Genomic DNA, 15,042 nt, shown 5'->3' with positions numbered 1-15,042 from the left:
CCCCCGCTGAGCACGAACCACCGCGGGCCGCGGTGCGAGCTCCCCCGACCTCGCACCGCGGCCCGTTCCACGTCTTCAGCCGGCCGCTTGGGCGTCGTAGACGACGCGGGCGGCGGCGATGTCGTCGCGGTGCTGCTCCGCCCAGCCGAGCAGCCCGCTCAGCGACTGGTACAGCTCTTTCGCCATCGGCGTGGCTTCGTACTCCACGCGCGGCGGGACGGTCGGGTAGATCGTGCGGTCCAGCAGGCCGTCACGCTCGAGGTTGCGCAGGGTCAGGGTCAGCATCCGGCGGCTGATGCCGGCGACCGAGCGTTCCAGCTCGGTGAACCGCACCGGGCCCCGGATGGCCTCCAGGAGGATGCCGATCGCCCACTTGCCGCTGATCCGGTTGATGACCTCCAGCACCGTGCAGACGTCGAGTTTCTCCGGGTCGATCTCGGTGACCTGGACAGGTACACCGATGTTCCCCTGGGACATGGAAGTGCCTCCTTACGCGGAAACCCATGGTCACACATGATGGGCACTGTTACAAGAAGTGCCCTGGCGTCGACCAGGGGAACGCTCGACTGGAGGGGCCTGACATGGGCGAGAACCACCCCACCCGCTCCCGCGGCCTCGCGTTGGTGGTGCTGTGCGCCGCCTCGCTGATGGTCGTGCTCGACAGCAGCATCGTCGCGGTGGCGCTGCCCGCGATCCAGGCCGACCTCGGCTTCACGCCCGCCGGGCTCTCCTGGGTCTTCACCGGCTACCTGGTCGCGTTCGGCGGCCTGCTGCTGCTCTCCGGGCGGCTCGGCGACCTGCTCGGCCGCCGGCGCGTCTTCCTCGGCGGGCTGGGCCTGTTCACCGGCGCGTCCCTGGTCGCGGGCCTGGCCGCGGACGCGGGCGTCCTGGTCGCGGCGCGGTTCGTCCAGGGCGTCGGCGGCGCGCTGGCGTCGGCCGTGGTGCTCGGGATGATCGTCACGATGTACCCCGAGCCCCGGGCCCGCGCGAAGGCGATCGGCGTCTACAGCTTCACGCAGGCGGCGGGCGCGTCGATCGGGCTCATCGCGGGCGGCGCGCTGACGCAGGCGCTGAGCTGGCACTGGACGTTCTACGTCAACCTGCCGATCGGCGTGGCGGCGCTGCTGCTGGCCGTGCGGGTGGTCGAGCCCGACCGCGGCACCGGCCTGCGGGAGGGGCTGGACGTGCTCGGCGCGGTCCTCGTCACCGCCGCGGTGATGCTCGGCGTGTACGGCATCTCGTCGTCGTCCTGGGGCGCGCTCGTCGCGGCCGTCGTCCTGCTCGCGGCTTTCGGGGTGCGGCAAGCGAAGGCGCGGACGCCGCTGCTGCCGCTGCGGCTGTTCAAGATCCGCGCGGTGGCCGGCGCGAACGTGGTGATGGTGCTGATGGTCGCCGGGATGCTCGGCTTCCAGTTCGTCACGGCGTTGTACCTGCAGCAGGTGCTCGGCCTCGACGCGCTGCGGACCGGCGTCGCGTTCCTGCCGGTGCCGCTGGTGATCGCGGTGGCGTCGCTGGGCTTCGCGGGCAAGCTCGCGGCGCGGTTCGGCCCGCGGGCGGTGCTGCTGGGCGGCTTGGGCCTGGTGATCGCGGGCCTGCTGCTGCTCACCCGCGTCTCGGTGGACGGTGCCTACTTCGCCGACGTCCTGCCGCCGCTGCTGCTGATGGGTCTCGGCGCCGGCGCGGCCATCCCGGCGCTGATGGGCCTGGCGATGGCGGACGTCCCGGCCGCGGACGCGGGCGTGGCGTCGGGCCTGATCAACACGACCCAGCAGGTCGGTGCGGCCGTCGGCACGGCGGTGCTGGCCGCGGTGGCCGCCTGCCGCACGGAGAGCCTCGGCACGCTGGACCACCGGGCAGCCCTGGCGGCCGGGTTCCGGCTGGCCTACGGGGTCAGCGCGGGCTTCCTGATCGCGGCGGTGGCGCTAGGCGGCGTGGTCCTGGCCCGCCGCACCCGGAAGGTCGCTCCGGTGGCCCCGGCGGCTTCGGAGCCGGAGGTCTGCATCGCCGGTCAGGTCAAGTAGGCCGAAAGCCCACGGTGGCCCCGCCGCATCATCAGCGCGTGGTTCGCGCGGAAGAGCGGCCGGGCCACCGTGTCGAAGCGCCGCAGCAACTCCTTACGGGCCTGGACGTCCTGGGTGATCTCCAGCAGCGTGCCCGCGCCCGCCGCGCGGACCGCTCCCGCCAGGGTCCCGTCGAGGTCGCCGCTGAGCCTGACCCGCATCAGGCCCATGCGCTCGTCCTGGAGGTCCCGGTGCATCCGGACGACGATCCGGAACGGCAGCCGGGACCGGCAAACCAGCTCGGCGGTGTCGTCGTCCACGCGGCGCACCGCGCGAACGTCCGACCACCACCTCGGGTAGCCGGCGAGGTCGGTGACCACGCCGAACACCCGCTCGGGCACGGTTTCCGGCAGCAGCCACGTGCTGCGGAACCGGTAGCGCGCACCCGTCATGCTCATCAAACCTGGGCCGAGACCAGCTTCCGGCCATCGACCGTGACGATGTCGACCGACTTCACGTCGTCGGGGGCGACCAGCGCCGACCCGTCGAGCCGGAAGCCGCCCTGGCTCGCCCACTTCTCGGACACCTGCCAGCTGCCGGCCGTCACCGCGGTGCCTTCCTTGGTGACCACCTGGAGCAGGCACTTCTCCCCGGCCCGGACGCCCTTCACGTTGACGTCCACCTTGACCCAGCCCTGGAACGGGGCCACCGATGCGGCCAGCTGGACGCCGGTCGTCGGATCCCGGCCTTCGACGTTCTTGGTGCCGGGCGGCGAGTCCGGCGCCGGAGCCGGCGCGGCCAGGCCCGGATCGGCCGTCTGCCGGCCCACCAGCACGCCGCCGCCGAGCGCCGCGACCACCAGCACCGCCGCCGCGACCAGGGCCAGGCCCCGGCGTGACGCGGTGCGGGCCGGAGCGACGCGCTCTTCCTCGTCGCGCACCCGGCGCAGGGTCTTCTGCAGCAGCAGGTCCCCGCCCTCGGGCGGCCCGTCGAGGAACGCCTCGGGCGGTACCTCGTCGAGCGAGTCGCGCAGGGCCACGAGCTCGTTCAGGTCGAACCGGCACTGCGCGCAGGTCTGCAGGTGCCGCCGTTCGAAGTCGGCCGCCTCCCCGGGATCGAGTGCGCCGAGGGCGTACGCGCCGAGCTGCGTGTGACTCTCGTCCACCGAGTTCATCGCGCCACCTCCGTTCCGCTCGAAATCATCGCTGCTCTGAGTGCTCGTAGTGCGTAGTAAGACCTTGATTTCACGGTACCCGGTGCGACGCCCAGTGTTCTCGCCGCTTCGGCCACCGTCCGTCCCCGGTAGTAGATCTCCACCAGGACCTCTCGATGCTCGTTGGACAGCCCGTCCATCGCCCCGAGCACGGTCATCGAGTCGACCACCCCCTGGGCGTGGTCGCGCTCGACGGCCGGGGTCGGCACGCCTTCGGCCGGTTCGGCCACCTCTTGTGGCCGTGCCGCCCGGGCCCGTGCCCGGTCGGTGACCAGGTTGCGCGCGACGGTCAGCAACCAGCCGCGCACCGAGCCCTTCCCGTCGTTCTGCAGGTCGTCAGCGTGTTTCCACGCCCGGACCAGCGTCTCCTGGACCACGTCCTCGGCTGCCGCACGATCCCCGGTCAGCCTCGTCGCGTAGGCCAGCAGGCTTCGCCCGTGTTCGGCGTACAGCTGCCGAATGAGGTCTTCGCCTTTGGCCTTCTTAGGCCGCCTGCCTCCTATGGCCACCCTCGTCCTCCCGACGGTGTTCTGAGTCGTCGAGGACAGTAGTGCAACCCTCAGCTCCACCGGCGGTGCGTGCGTCGAGCGCAGCGCGACCATGGTGTTCATCGGCTGCCCGTCCTTCCTCGTTCTGCCCGGAAACCGTCGTCTGTCAGGACCCGGCGCCGCCGGCCTTGCCGCCCGCGGTGATCTTGCTGCCGTCCGGCGCGACGGCGAACCACGTGCCGTTGGCGCCTTGGCCGTTCATGTCGCCCGCGGCCTTGTCGCCCGCGTACTCGTACAGCGGCCAGCCGTTGAGGGTGATCTGCTTGCTGCCGTCCTTGCGGGTCGCGGTGCCCACCTGGGTGTCCTGGATGCCCTTGAGCATCGGCGTGGCCACCCCGGCGATCATCGGCGGCCAGGACGTCGCGCACTCGCCGTCGCAATTGGACGTCGGCGGCTGGGAGAGGTCCTTGTCGAACCGGTAGAGCGTCTTGCCGTCGGCGTCGGTGACCACCGCGCCGACACCGTTGATCGTGCCGACCTGCAGCATCTTGTGCCCCGGCTCCCCGTGTTGCGGTCCTTGGGCGCCGTCAGCCATGTCACCACAGGCGGACAACGATGCGACGGCGACGAGCGCCACCGCGCTGGCGACCACCGGCCCGATACGGTTCATGACGTTCTCTCCTCGGTGAGGGCGGCTCCGCCATCCGGCGGACCTCGATACCTCACAACACGGCCGTGGTCGAGAAACGGTTCAGCCCGGTTTTCGCCCCATTCGGTGCCGGTTCGCCGCCGGATTGGTCAGTCCCGGTGATCGGCACGATCTTGTCGCCGTGCGGGCGGAGTTCCTAGGCTGATCACGTCCGCACCGCCGCCCTCGCCCGATCCGGGAGGCCGCCGTGCCCGTCAAACCCTTCGTCCTGGTGGTACTGCTGGCCGCGGGCTGCTCCGGCTCCGCGCCGGCGCCTTCGTTCACGGCGACCCTGACCACACCCACGGACATCGTGCTGAGCTGGCCGGACGACGGTGCCGGCCACCGGGTCGAATACGCGAACGCCCCGGCCGGGCCGTGGACGACGCTGCGGTTCCTCCCGGCGCACACGACGAGCTACCACCACCCGGACCTGATCCCGGAGACGCCGTTCTACTACCGGGAACAGCCGTTCACCGGTCCGGTCTCGACGGAGGTGCACACGGTGGTTTCCGGCGACACGGTGACGTTCACCTGGGCCGACCGATCGCCGGACGAAGCCGGGTTCCTCCTGGAGATCCGGCGCCCGGGCGCGCCGGACTACGACCCGGTCGAGGTGACCGAGCCGAACGTGACGACGTGTGCGCTCTCACTCCTGCCCGGCGAGGAGAAGTCGGCCTACCGGCTCCGGGCGCTGCACTACGGCCCGCTCTCCCCGGCGGTCCACCAGACCACCGCCAAGGAGACGCCGTGAATGACTCATTCATGTCGTCTGACGACATGAATGAGTCATTCACGGCACCGGGGTGGGCCGCTCGCTACTCGGCGGGGGTGAGCACCGTCCGCAGGAACTCGCCCGTGTAGCTGCCCTCCACCTCGGCGACGTACTCCGGCGTGCCCTCGGCGACGATCGTGCCGCCGCCGGAGCCGCCTTCGGGACCCATGTCGATGATCCAGTCGGAGGTCTTGATCACGTCGAGGTTGTGCTCGATCACGATCACCGAGTTGCCCTTGTCGACCAGCCCGTTGATCACGCCGATCAGCTTGTTGATGTCCTCGAAGTGCAGACCGGTCGTCGGCTCGTCGAGGATGTACACCGTCTTGCCGGTCGAGCGCTTCTGCAGCTCGCTGGCCAGCTTGACGCGCTGCGCCTCGCCGCCGGACAGCGTCGGCGCCGGCTGGCCGAGCCGGACGTAGCCGAGGCCGACGTCCACCAGCGTCTGCAGGTGGCGGTGGATGGCCTTGATCGGCTCGAAGAACTCCGCGGCCTCCTCGATGGGCATGTCGAGCACGTCCGAGACGGTCTTGCCCTTGTAGTGCACCTCGAGGGTCTCCCGGTTGTACCGGGCGCCCTTGCAGACCTCGCACGGGACGTAGACGTCCGGCAGGAAGTTCATCTCGATCTTGATCGTGCCGTCGCCGGCGCAGGCCTCGCAGCGACCGCCCTTGACGTTGAACGAGAACCGGCCCTGCTGGTAACCGCGGACCTTCGCCTCGGTCGTCGCCGCGAACAGCTTGCGGACGTGGTCCCAGACCCCGGTGTAGGTGGCCGGGTTGGACCGCGGGGTCCGCCCGATCGGCGACTGGTCGACGCGCACCAGCTTGTCGACGTGGCCGAGGCCGTTCACGCGGGTGTGGCGGCCCGGCACCTGGCGGGCGCCGTTGAGCTTGTTCGCCAGCACCGTCGCGAGGATGTCGTTGACCAGCGTCGACTTGCCCGAGCCGGAGACGCCGGTGACCGAGACCAGGCAGCCGAGCGGGAACGAGACGTCGAGGCCGCGCAGGTTGTGCTCGCGCGCGCCGACCACGGTCAGCTGCCGCTTCTTGTCGATCGGCCGCCGGATCGCCGGCACCTCGATCTTCCGCCGGCCGGACAGGTATTGCCCGGTCAGGGAGTCCTTGCTCTTGAGCAGCTTCTTGTACGGTCCACTGTGGACGATGTGGCCGCCGTGCTCGCCGGCGCCCGGGCCGATGTCGACCACCCAGTCGCTGGAGCGGATGGTGTCCTCGTCGTGCTCGACGACGATCAGCGTGTTGCCGAGGTTCCGCAGCCGGGTCAGCGTCTCGATCAGGCGGTGGTTGTCGCGCTGGTGCAGGCCGATCGACGGCTCGTCCAGCACGTACAGCACGCCCACCAGGCCGGAACCGATCTGCGTCGCCAGCCGGATGCGCTGGGCTTCACCACCCGAAAGGGTGGCCGACGCGCGATCGAGCGAGAGGTACGTCAGGCCGACGTCCAGCAGGAAGCGCAGGCGGGCCTGGATCTCCTTGAGCACCGCACCGGCGATCATCGCCTCGCGCTGCCCCAGCTCCAGCTCGTCGAGGAACTGCGACGCCTCCGCGATGGACAGCGCGCAGACCTCGGCGATGGACATGTCGCCGCGGGTCTTGTGCGCCAGCGTCACCGCGAGGATCTCCGGCTTGAGCCGGGTGCCCTGGCAGGCCGGGCACGGCACCTCGCGCATGTAGCCCTCGTACCGCTCGCGCATGTACTCGGACTCGGTCTGCTCCTGGCGCCGCTCGAGGAACGGGATGACGCCTTCGAAGGCCGCGTAGTACGAGCGCTGGCGGCCGTAGCGGTTCTTGTAGCGGACGTGGACCTGCTCGTCGACGCCGTGCAGCACCGCCTTCTGGGCGCGCGCCGGCAGCCGCCGCCACGGGGTGTCCATCCGGAAGCCGATGGTCTCCGACAGCGACTCGAGCAGCCGGACGAAGTAGTCCGCGCTCTGCCCGCCCGACCACGGCGCGATCGCGCCCTCGGCCAGCGACAGCTCGTCGTCCGGGACCACCAGCTCCGGGTCGACCTCCTTGCGGATGCCGATGCCGGTGCACTCGGGGCAGGCGCCGTAGGGCGAGTTGAAGGAGAACGAGCGGGGCTCGAGGTCCTCGATGGCCAGGGGGTGGCCGTTGGGGCAGGCGAGGTTCTCGGAGAAGCCGCGGATCCGGTGCGGGTCGTTCTCCGGCAGGTCGACGAAGTCGAGTTCGATCAGCCCGTCGGCCAGGCGCAGCGCCGTCTCGACCGAGTCGGTGAGCCGCTGGCGCGAGCTCGACTTGACGCTCAGCCGGTCGATGACCACGGCGATCTGGTGCTTTTCCTGCTTTTTCAGCTTCGGCGGGTCGGTGAGCGCGTGGACCGTGCCGTCCACGACCACCCGCGCGTAGCCCTGCTGCTGCAGGTTCTCGAACAGGTCGACGTACTCGCCCTTGCGCCCGCGCACCACCGGCGCGAGCACCTGGAAGCGGACGCCTTCGTCCATCTCCAGCACCTGGTCGACGATCTGCTGCGGGGTCTGCTTGCTGATCGCCTCGCCGCACTTGGGGCAGTGCGCCTTGCCGGCGCGGGCGTAGAGCAGGCGCAGGTAGTCGTAGACCTCGGTGATCGTGCCCACCGTCGAACGCGGGTTGCGCGAAGTCGACTTCTGGTCGATCGACACCGCGGGCGAGAGGCCCTCGATGAAGTCGACGTCCGGCTTGTCCATCTGCCCGAGGAACTGGCGGGCGTACGCCGAGAGCGACTCGACGTAGCGCCGCTGCCCTTCGGCGAAGATGGTGTCGAAGGCGAGGCTCGACTTCCCCGACCCGGACAGGCCGGTGAACACGATCAGGCTGTCGCGGGGCAGGTCGAGATCCACGCCGCGGAGGTTGTGCTCGCGGGCACCGCGAACAACGAGGCGATCAGCCACGCCAGGGTCCTCTCAGGTCATTCTCAAGTCATTCTGCTGCGGTCGCCGACCCGGTCTGTGCTCTCTCGAGCTGGCTGCACGGGTGGCCGCTTCCATGCTACGAGCCACCACCGACAGAAACTGATTCCGCGCCTCTGACCTGCGGTTCTCCGGGCTTCCGGCGGGTGGTGAGCCACCGGTGGGCCGGACGTTCGACCCCCGCGGTGACCGCCCAGCCGGCCAGCACGGCGGCGGCGAGGATCACGGGGAGCCGCAGCCAGCCGGGGAGGCCGGCGTCGAGCAGGGCACGGGCCAGGATGTAACCCAGTTCCTGGTGCACCAGGTAAAGACCATACGAGATGCCCGCCAGCCAGGTGACGGCCGGGGCGATCCGGGCCAGCCCGGGGAACCGCCAGTCGGGGCCGCGGGCGGCCACGCAGACCAGCAGGAGCAGGACGGCGAACCCGATCGTGGACGGCCAGCGCAGCGCGTCCTGCGGCAGCGCGACGTGGAACGGGAACACCTGCAGGTCCTGCGCCGCGACGGCGGCGGCCACGAAGAGCGCGGCGTGCCAGGTCTCGAGCCGTCGTCGCGCCCACAGCCAGATCGCGACGCCGACGGCGAAGACGTGCAGGCGGTGCAGGCCGAGGCCGTAGAAGAAGGTCTCGACGACCGGGCTCGCCGTCCCCGGCGGGAAGACGAGGAACCGGAGGGCGAGCGGGACGAGGATCAGCGCCCACAGCAGCCCGACCGTCAGCCGGTGGGTGCGCCACGACCGCGGCCACAGCAGGGCCGCGCCGGTGAAGGCCATCAGCTGGACCGGCAGCGTCCAGTAGGAGCCGTCGAGGTAGTAGAAGTCGCCCGAGCGGATGCCCCACTCCTGCACCATGCCGAGGTTGGTGACCAGGTCCAGCCCGGTCGGGATGTACCACGGCGACGGGTTCGCCGGCAGTCCCTGCGGCACGCCGAACAGGAACCCGGTGACACCGGGCGGGTAGGGCAGGCCGCTGAAGGAGATGGCGGCCCACCGCGTCACGACGTACGTCACCAGGACGGCGACCAGGTACGCGGGCACCAGGCGCGCGACGCGGTTCCACAGCCACCGGCCGGGATTGCCCTTGCGGAGGCTGGCGCAAACGAAGAAGGCGGAGATCACCAGCAGGATCGCGGCACCGAACTGCGCTGTCACCCGCACGGGGTACCCCGTGAGTTCGGGGTGGAGAAGGGCACCCTGGTGGGTGACGTGCCCGAGGACGACCGCCAGGACGGCGACGACCCGGAGGAGGTCCCAGCTGATCCGGCGCGGCGTCGGGGAGGTGGGCACGGTCGTCCTGAGGTCGGGGCTGGCGGGGTCCGCCGTGAGCCTACGTGGCGGGGTGGCCGCGCGCTTGTGCGGGTGGAACCGCTTGGAACGAAACGACTACCGTGTGCACGGTGAACATCGTGGACACCTACACCGGGCACGTCGACCCGGGCGGCGACGCCGCCCGGCGCACCCTGGACGCGCTCACCATCACCAAGCTGTCCGTCGGCCCGATGGACAACAACGCGTACCTGCTGGTGTGCCGGGAGTCGAACGAAGCCCTGCTGATCGACGCGGCGAGCGACCCCGAGCGCATCTCCGACCTGATCGGCCACGGCCCGGACCGCCCCGCGTTGCGGACGGTCGTCACCACCCACCAGCACCAGGACCACTGGCAGGCCCTGGGCGCGGTGGCGGGAGCGAACGGAGCCAACACGGCGGCCCACCCGCTGGACGCACCGCCGTTGCCGGTCCCGCCGGACTTCCTGGTCGAGCACGGCGACACGCTGACGGTGGGGCAGGTCACTCTCTCGGTGATCCACCTGCGCGGCCACACGCCGGGATCGATCGCGCTGCTGTACCGGGATCCGGCCGGCCATCCGCACCTGTTCACCGGGGACTCGCTGTTCCCGGGCGGGGTGGGGAAGACGGCGTCGCCCGAGGACTTCACGTCGTTGCTGGCCGATGTGGAGACGCGGATCTTCGGGGAGCTGCCTGATGAGACGTGGTTCTACCCGGGCCACGGGGATGACTCGACGCTGGGCGCGGAACGGCCGAAGCTGACGGAGTGGCGCGAGCGCGGCTGGTGAGCTGACGAATTCGGCTCGCCGGCCCGGACCGGTGCCGGCGAGCCGAGCATGATCGGGTTCACGCCACCGGAGATCGGCGCCTGCTCGGTATCAGGTCGAAGGGTCGTGGATCCAGGCGACGCCAGGGCGCTCGTGCCAGAACACATCGACGCTTCCCGGACTCGGACGGAGCAGCCGGGTAACGCTTGGGCCGTCAAAGCCGGGCTTGGGGCAACTCACCGGACGAACCGGGCGTCTCCCCGTAAACCCAGCGCTGGGACTTCCATCGGTTCGTTTCGCCAGGAGGCCCACCATGTCCAAGCCCCTCAGACGCGTGCTCGTCGCCGTCGTTCTGCTGCTCGCCGGGACGCTCGCCGCCGCGGGACCGGCTCAGGCCGATTCCACCACGCCCGCCCTGACCAACATCCGGACCGGGCTCACCCCCGGGTTCGACCGGATCGTGCTCGACCTGTCGGCCGGGACCCTGCCCACCCTGATCAACTACCGGCTCACCGACGAACTCACCTCCGACCCGAGCGGTGAGATCGTGTGGCTCACCGGGGAGTACTTCATCGAAGTCTCCGCCCTTCCCCTCGTCGCGCACGACGCGAACGGGAACCCCACCTTCACCGTGCCGCCGAAGTTCCGGACCCGGAACCTCGCCAACGTCATGGCCGTCGCCGTCACCGGGGACTTCGAGGCACAGACCTCGATCGGGATCGGAGTGCGGTCGCGGACCGCGGTGAACGTCTTCACGCTCACCTCGCCCAACCGCATCGTCATCGACATCGCCCACTGAAAAGAGCGGCCGCGGGTGGCCCGGCGGTCACCCGCGCTCGTACGGGATCTTCTCCCCCGCCTCGACCGCGAACGGCAGGTGGTTGCCCGCCGGCGGCAGCGGGCACGTCGCGAAGTCCGTGAACGCGCAGGGCAGGTTCACCGCGCGGTTGAAGTCCAGCTCGACCGACCCGTCCGCTGCCGGTGCCCCGACCGGCAGCGAGCGGTTGGCCGCGTAGGTCGTCACGCCGCTCGTCCCGTCGGTGAACAGGATGCTGAGGCCGCCGTCCTTGCCGTTGAACGCCGTCAGCGTGTACGACGCCCCCTCGTGGGAGAAGCGGACCACGCCCGGTGCCGTGTAGACGTGGCTCAAGCCCTCCACCACGGCGCCGACCGTCGTCGGCCGCGGCGCGTCGAACGGCTCGAACCGCCCGGGCAGCACCCAGGACGGCGACGGCTCGTACGCCGGGACGCCGCGGAACTCGCGCAGCACCTCGGCCTTGGGGTCGTGGACGCGGATCAGGTACCCCGAACGGCGGGCCACCTCGATCTCGACGTCACCGGCCAGCACGCGGGTGCCCGCGCCGCTGTTGACCAGCTCGAACCGCCGGACGCCGGTGATCGGTTCCCCTTCGTGGGCCAGCGAGGCGCCGGCCGGGTCGACGTAGGCCGCGTCGGCGTCCTGCCACCAGCGGCCCGGGATGCCGGGGTACTCCCGGGGAGAGTCCGTCAGCCAGTCCAGCGAAACCAGCGCCAGCCAGCCGTGCGGCTCGGCCAGGTCGGTCTCGCGCCGCGTCTTCCAGTCCTGCCACTCCCGGGTGAACGTGCTCATCGCGGGCCCCTTTTCCGTCGGCTACGACCTTGCCAACCCGCTGCTCGCGCCGCTATTCCGCGTTCCAGTATCCGGACGCCCACCTCAGTCGAAGGACCACTGCAGCCCATAGCTCAGGCCCTGGTGCAGGTCGTGGAACTCGAGGCCGACCTCGCCGACCCGGTTGACGGTCAGCGCGTCGCCCGAGTCGACGCCGTCGTCGACCACCCGGCCCGGGACGCCGTTGAGGCGCCACACCCGTGACGGCGGTGCCGCCCGGTCGAACCGGACCCGGACCGAGAACTGCTCGCAGCGGCGCAACGGCGTCATCGCGTAGTACGGCCGCAGTTCCGTGCGCCGCGGCGTGAACCGGATGCCGTACTCGTGGCGCTGGCCGAGCCGCAGCGGGTTCGGCAGCCGCATGATGAACTGCGCGTGGCTGGCCGACACCTGGCGCGCTTCGACGATTTCGCCGCCGAACAGCGCGTCCGCGGTGATGTCCGGCATCGGGTCGCTGCCCGGCTCGGCCGGCACGCTGAACGGCAGGACCAGCTCGTCGAGCTCGTCGACCTCCGCGACGATCCGGCGCTCCTCCGCCAGTTCCGGCGGGTCGCGGTCGAGCCGGAGCATCGCCTTCATCGACTCGACGTACCAGCCGGCCAGCGGGTGCAGGTCGCTGCGGGGCGCGGGCGCGCCGAGCAGTTCGTCGAGCCGGCGGAACGCCAGGTCGATCCGGCGGCGGGCGGTGCGCGGGTCGCGGTCGAGGACGCTGGCCAGCCACGAGATCCGCCGGTCGAGGAACTCCCCCGCGGCCTCCTCGTGCAGGCCGAGTGCCGCCAGCGCGGCCAGTTTCAGGTCCGCCGGCAGCCGCCCGCACAGCTCGGTCAGCCGCAGCACGAGCTTTTGGCGCGCGGCGGCGGGCTGGTCGGTTTCGGTGATCGCGCACGCCGCCCGCAGGCAGGGGCCGATCCGCTGGTGCAGGTCGGCCGCGTCGAGACCGCGGCCGCGGCGCAGTTCGCTCAGTTCGCGCACGAACGGGGAGGTGTGCTCTTCCGTCGTCCCACCCCCTCGTCCGCCCGCGGAAGATTTGCCCACGTTACCAGTTCCCGTTCCACGAAAGCAGGACGAATTACGGACATCGGTATTCCGCGAAAGCCCGGCCGGCCGGCCCCCCACGAGTCGGCCGGCCGGGTGTCACCGCGGGTCAGTTCGCCCCGAAGATCAAGGCCCAGATCGAGTGACTCTCCATCAGACACACCTCCTCATCGCTGTACCCAGGCCGAGGCGGAAAGCGGCGCGGAGCCGTGGAACGTCGGCGCGGCCGGCTCCGTCGCGTTTCCGGCGGCCACCGCGAAACCCGCGACGGCGCCGACCACGAACGCGGCGAAGACCGATTTCACCAGGGTCAAAATCCTGCAGTAGACGTTCACGACACGGGCTCCCCGACCTCGTTCGAAATGAAATCCGGCCGGTTGGCATCGCATTCTTTCCGGCCGGATTCCAGCATCGCGCGGCGGCGGCGTCCCTCAGATGTCCGCTGTCACGGGAGTTGTGTGCCGTTTGGCTCAGAGTGGGCGAAGGCACGCAGGACGCGGAGCTCGCGGATGAGGAACCGGCGACGGCCGGTCTCGACGATCCCGCGCTCCCGCAGCACGCGCAGCGCCCGCGCGACGGTACGCCGGGCCGCGCCGATCTGCGCGGCGATGTCCTCCTGCGACAGCGCGTCGACGACGACACCTTCCGGCACCGTCCGGCCACGCTCCTCGGCCAGCCGGACCAGGACCACCGCCACGCGCCGGCTGACGTCGAAGGCGGCGGCGTCGACCCGTGCGGACTCGGCGTGCCGCAGCCGGACCGCGACCGTCTTGATCGTCGCGACGGCGATCGCGGGCCGGGCGAGCAGGACGTCGAGGAACTCGGCGCCGGTGAGCTGGAAGACGGTGCAGGGTTCGATCGCGCGCACCGACGCCGACCGCGGCCGCCCGGTGACCGCGGCGAGGTCGCCCAGCACCTCGCCGGGGCCGCGCAGCCCGAAGAGCACCTCACGGCCGTCCTCGACGATCGTGGAGACGCGCACCCAGCCGGAGACCAGCACGTGGACGTGGTCGGACGGGTCGCCCTCCATGAGCACGACGTCGTTCGCGCGGAACCGGCGGCGGGTGCCGCGGGCGAGCAGGTATTCGCGATCGGCCTCGGCGAGGTAGGCCAGGAGTGCCCCGTCCGCCGTGTCGTCTTGCCCGCTCATGGCTCCCCTCCGGCTCCCCACCGTAACCCGGCGTGGCGGCCTTCGGCGACCACCGCGACCGGTAGGGTCGCCGCGTGGATGTGGAGATCTACACCGACGGAGCGTGCAGCGGGAACCCCGGACCGGGCGGCTGGGGCGCGGTGCTGCGCTACGGCAGGCACGAGCGCGAGCTGTACGGCGGCGAAGCCACGCCGACGACGAACAACCGCATGGAGCTGACCGCACCGATCCGCGCCCTGGAGAGCTTGACCCGGCCGTCGCAGGTGCGCGTGTACACGGACAGCACGTACGTGCGCAACGGCATCACGCAGTGGCTCCCCCGCTGGAAGAGCAACGGCTGGCAGACGGCGGCGCGCGCCCCGGTGAAGAACGCGGACCTCTGGCAACGCCTCGACGCGGCGATCGGCGGGCACACGGTCGAGTGGCTGTGGGTCAAGGGCCACGCGGGACACCCGGAGAACGAGCGAGCGGACCGGCTCGCGGTGCGCGGTGCTCAGGAGGCGCGGGAAAGCGGGAAGCCGGTCAACGCGGATTAGTCCGGAGTGGACGGTCGTGGGAGAATTCCCCGGTGCCTTCCGCTCCGTGCCCGTGCGGCCTCGCCGAGTCCTACGCCGGCTGCTGCGGCCGGTTCCACGGTGGCGGCCTCACCGCTCCCACCGCCGAACTGCTGATGCGCTCGCGGTTCAGCGCCTTCGCCGTCGGCGACACCGCGTACCTGCTGCGCACCTGGCACCCGGACACGCGGCCGCGGCAGCTCCGGCTCGACCCCGGCCAGGAGTGGACGCGGCTCGAGATCCTCGGCCGCACCGGTGGCGGCCTGCTGCACGCCGAGGGCACCGTCGAGTTCCGGGCGCACTACCGCCACCGCGGCCGGGACGGCTTCCTCGAAGAGAACAGCCGATTCCGCCGCGAGGACGGCCACTGGGTCTACCTCGACGCGGAAGCGTGAACCGCGGGTTGGATGGAGCGCGGTGCCAAGCCCGAGTTCTTCGGGCCGACCGCACTGCCGGCCGGCGGCACCGAGGTCGCCCGGCGCCGCGTTGACTGGGGGTGTCCCGCTCAGCGGG

General features: G+C 71.1%; 17 protein-coding genes. 6 read left to right on the top strand and 11 right to left on the bottom strand.

The window, feature by feature from the left end:
* Window positions 1–75: 75 nt before the first annotated feature.
* Window positions 76–477 carry a helix-turn-helix domain-containing protein gene (locus AB0F52_RS34840; protein WP_103338682.1) on the bottom strand — a complete coding sequence of 134 codons (402 nt, stop codon included), beginning with the start codon at window positions 475–477 and terminating at the stop codon, window positions 76–78.
* Window positions 478–581: 104 nt separating this feature from the next.
* Here AB0F52_RS34840 and AB0F52_RS34835 point away from each other — a divergent pair, with 104 nt between their 5' ends.
* Window positions 582–2,021, top strand: a complete 1,440-nt coding sequence (locus tag AB0F52_RS34835) for a DHA2 family efflux MFS transporter permease subunit (protein ID WP_360180237.1) — start codon at window positions 582–584, stop codon at window positions 2,019–2,021.
* Here the strand turns inward: AB0F52_RS34835 and AB0F52_RS34830 are convergent.
* From AB0F52_RS34830 to AB0F52_RS34815, 4 genes are all read right to left on the bottom strand, one after another.
* A complete protein-coding gene (locus AB0F52_RS34830; protein ID WP_360180235.1) occupies window positions 2,009–2,452 on the bottom strand; it encodes an SRPBCC family protein in 444 nt (147 codons plus the stop codon). The genes AB0F52_RS34835 and AB0F52_RS34830 overlap by 13 nt on opposite strands.
* A gap of 5 nt (window positions 2,453–2,457) precedes the next feature.
* Window positions 2,458–3,174, bottom strand: a complete 717-nt coding sequence (locus AB0F52_RS34825) for a zf-HC2 domain-containing protein (protein WP_360180233.1) — start codon at window positions 3,172–3,174, stop codon at window positions 2,458–2,460.
* Window positions 3,171–3,722, bottom strand: a complete 552-nt coding sequence (locus AB0F52_RS34820; protein ID WP_026469270.1) for a sigma-70 family RNA polymerase sigma factor — start codon at window positions 3,720–3,722, stop codon at window positions 3,171–3,173. Before AB0F52_RS34820 ends, AB0F52_RS34825 begins: the two co-directional genes overlap by 4 nt.
* A gap of 145 nt (window positions 3,723–3,867) precedes the next feature.
* Window positions 3,868–4,371, bottom strand: a complete 504-nt coding sequence (locus AB0F52_RS34815; RefSeq protein ID WP_360180232.1) for a hypothetical protein — start codon at window positions 4,369–4,371, stop codon at window positions 3,868–3,870.
* A gap of 226 nt (window positions 4,372–4,597) precedes the next feature.
* Here AB0F52_RS34815 and AB0F52_RS34810 point away from each other — a divergent pair, with 226 nt between their 5' ends.
* The gene (locus AB0F52_RS34810; RefSeq protein ID WP_360180230.1) at window positions 4,598–5,143 is read left to right on the top strand and encodes a fibronectin type III domain-containing protein; all 546 of its coding nucleotides are present in this window, start codon (window positions 4,598–4,600) and stop codon (window positions 5,141–5,143) included.
* A 64-nt stretch (window positions 5,144–5,207) separates the two neighbouring features.
* On the opposite strand, the gene uvrA is transcribed toward AB0F52_RS34810, so the two are convergent.
* Window positions 5,208–8,072 carry an excinuclease ABC subunit UvrA gene (gene uvrA, locus AB0F52_RS34805; protein WP_360180228.1) on the bottom strand — a complete coding sequence of 955 codons (2,865 nt, stop codon included), beginning with the start codon at window positions 8,070–8,072 and terminating at the stop codon, window positions 5,208–5,210.
* Between the two features lie 97 nt (window positions 8,073–8,169).
* Window positions 8,170–9,375: an acyltransferase gene (locus tag AB0F52_RS34800; RefSeq protein ID WP_360180226.1), complete on the bottom strand. Its 1,206-nt coding sequence runs from the start codon at window positions 9,373–9,375 to the stop codon at window positions 8,170–8,172.
* Between the two features lie 110 nt (window positions 9,376–9,485).
* Here AB0F52_RS34800 and AB0F52_RS34795 point away from each other — a divergent pair, with 110 nt between their 5' ends.
* Window positions 9,486–10,163, top strand: a complete 678-nt coding sequence (locus AB0F52_RS34795; protein WP_360180224.1) for an MBL fold metallo-hydrolase — start codon at window positions 9,486–9,488, stop codon at window positions 10,161–10,163.
* A gap of 292 nt (window positions 10,164–10,455) precedes the next feature.
* Complete coding sequence (locus AB0F52_RS34790; protein WP_360180222.1) at window positions 10,456–10,941, top strand: hypothetical protein; 486 nt, start codon at window positions 10,456–10,458, stop codon at window positions 10,939–10,941.
* Window positions 10,942–10,968: 27 nt separating this feature from the next.
* Here the strand turns inward: AB0F52_RS34790 and AB0F52_RS34785 are convergent, their stop codons facing one another.
* The 4 genes from AB0F52_RS34785 to AB0F52_RS34770 all read right to left on the bottom strand — a co-directional run bounded on the left by AB0F52_RS34785 (window position 10,969) and on the right by AB0F52_RS34770 (window position 13,975).
* Window positions 10,969–11,751, bottom strand: a complete 783-nt coding sequence (locus tag AB0F52_RS34785) for a DUF1684 domain-containing protein (protein WP_360180220.1) — start codon at window positions 11,749–11,751, stop codon at window positions 10,969–10,971.
* A gap of 84 nt (window positions 11,752–11,835) precedes the next feature.
* On the bottom strand, window positions 11,836–12,762 hold the full coding sequence (locus AB0F52_RS34780) for a hypothetical protein (RefSeq protein ID WP_360180218.1): 927 nt from the start codon (window positions 12,760–12,762) through the stop codon (window positions 11,836–11,838).
* Window positions 12,763–12,992: 230 nt separating this feature from the next.
* The gene (locus AB0F52_RS34775) at window positions 12,993–13,160 is read right to left on the bottom strand and encodes a hypothetical protein (RefSeq protein ID WP_360180216.1); all 168 of its coding nucleotides are present in this window, start codon (window positions 13,158–13,160) and stop codon (window positions 12,993–12,995) included.
* A 110-nt stretch (window positions 13,161–13,270) separates the two neighbouring features.
* Entirely contained in the window at window positions 13,271–13,975 is a 705-nt protein-coding gene (locus tag AB0F52_RS34770) for a Crp/Fnr family transcriptional regulator (protein ID WP_360180214.1), read from the bottom strand.
* A gap of 74 nt (window positions 13,976–14,049) precedes the next feature.
* Between AB0F52_RS34770 and rnhA the strand changes: the two genes are divergently transcribed.
* Together rnhA and AB0F52_RS34760 are read left to right on the top strand one after the other, a co-directional pair.
* Window positions 14,050–14,511 (top strand): ribonuclease HI, encoded by a 462-nt coding sequence (rnhA, locus tag AB0F52_RS34765; RefSeq protein WP_360180212.1) that lies wholly within the window; start codon window positions 14,050–14,052, stop codon window positions 14,509–14,511.
* Between the two features lie 32 nt (window positions 14,512–14,543).
* Entirely contained in the window at window positions 14,544–14,924 is a 381-nt protein-coding gene (locus tag AB0F52_RS34760; protein ID WP_360180210.1) for a YchJ family metal-binding protein, read from the top strand.
* The last annotated feature ends 118 nt before the right edge of the window (window positions 14,925–15,042 follow it).

Origin of the sequence: Amycolatopsis sp. NPDC024027 (genome assembly GCF_040638975.1) — a bacterium.
Taxonomy (GTDB): domain Bacteria; phylum Actinomycetota; class Actinomycetes; order Mycobacteriales; family Pseudonocardiaceae; genus Amycolatopsis.
The sequence above is the reverse complement of the archived record's forward strand: the minus strand, read 5'-3'. Positions and strand labels throughout refer to the sequence as shown.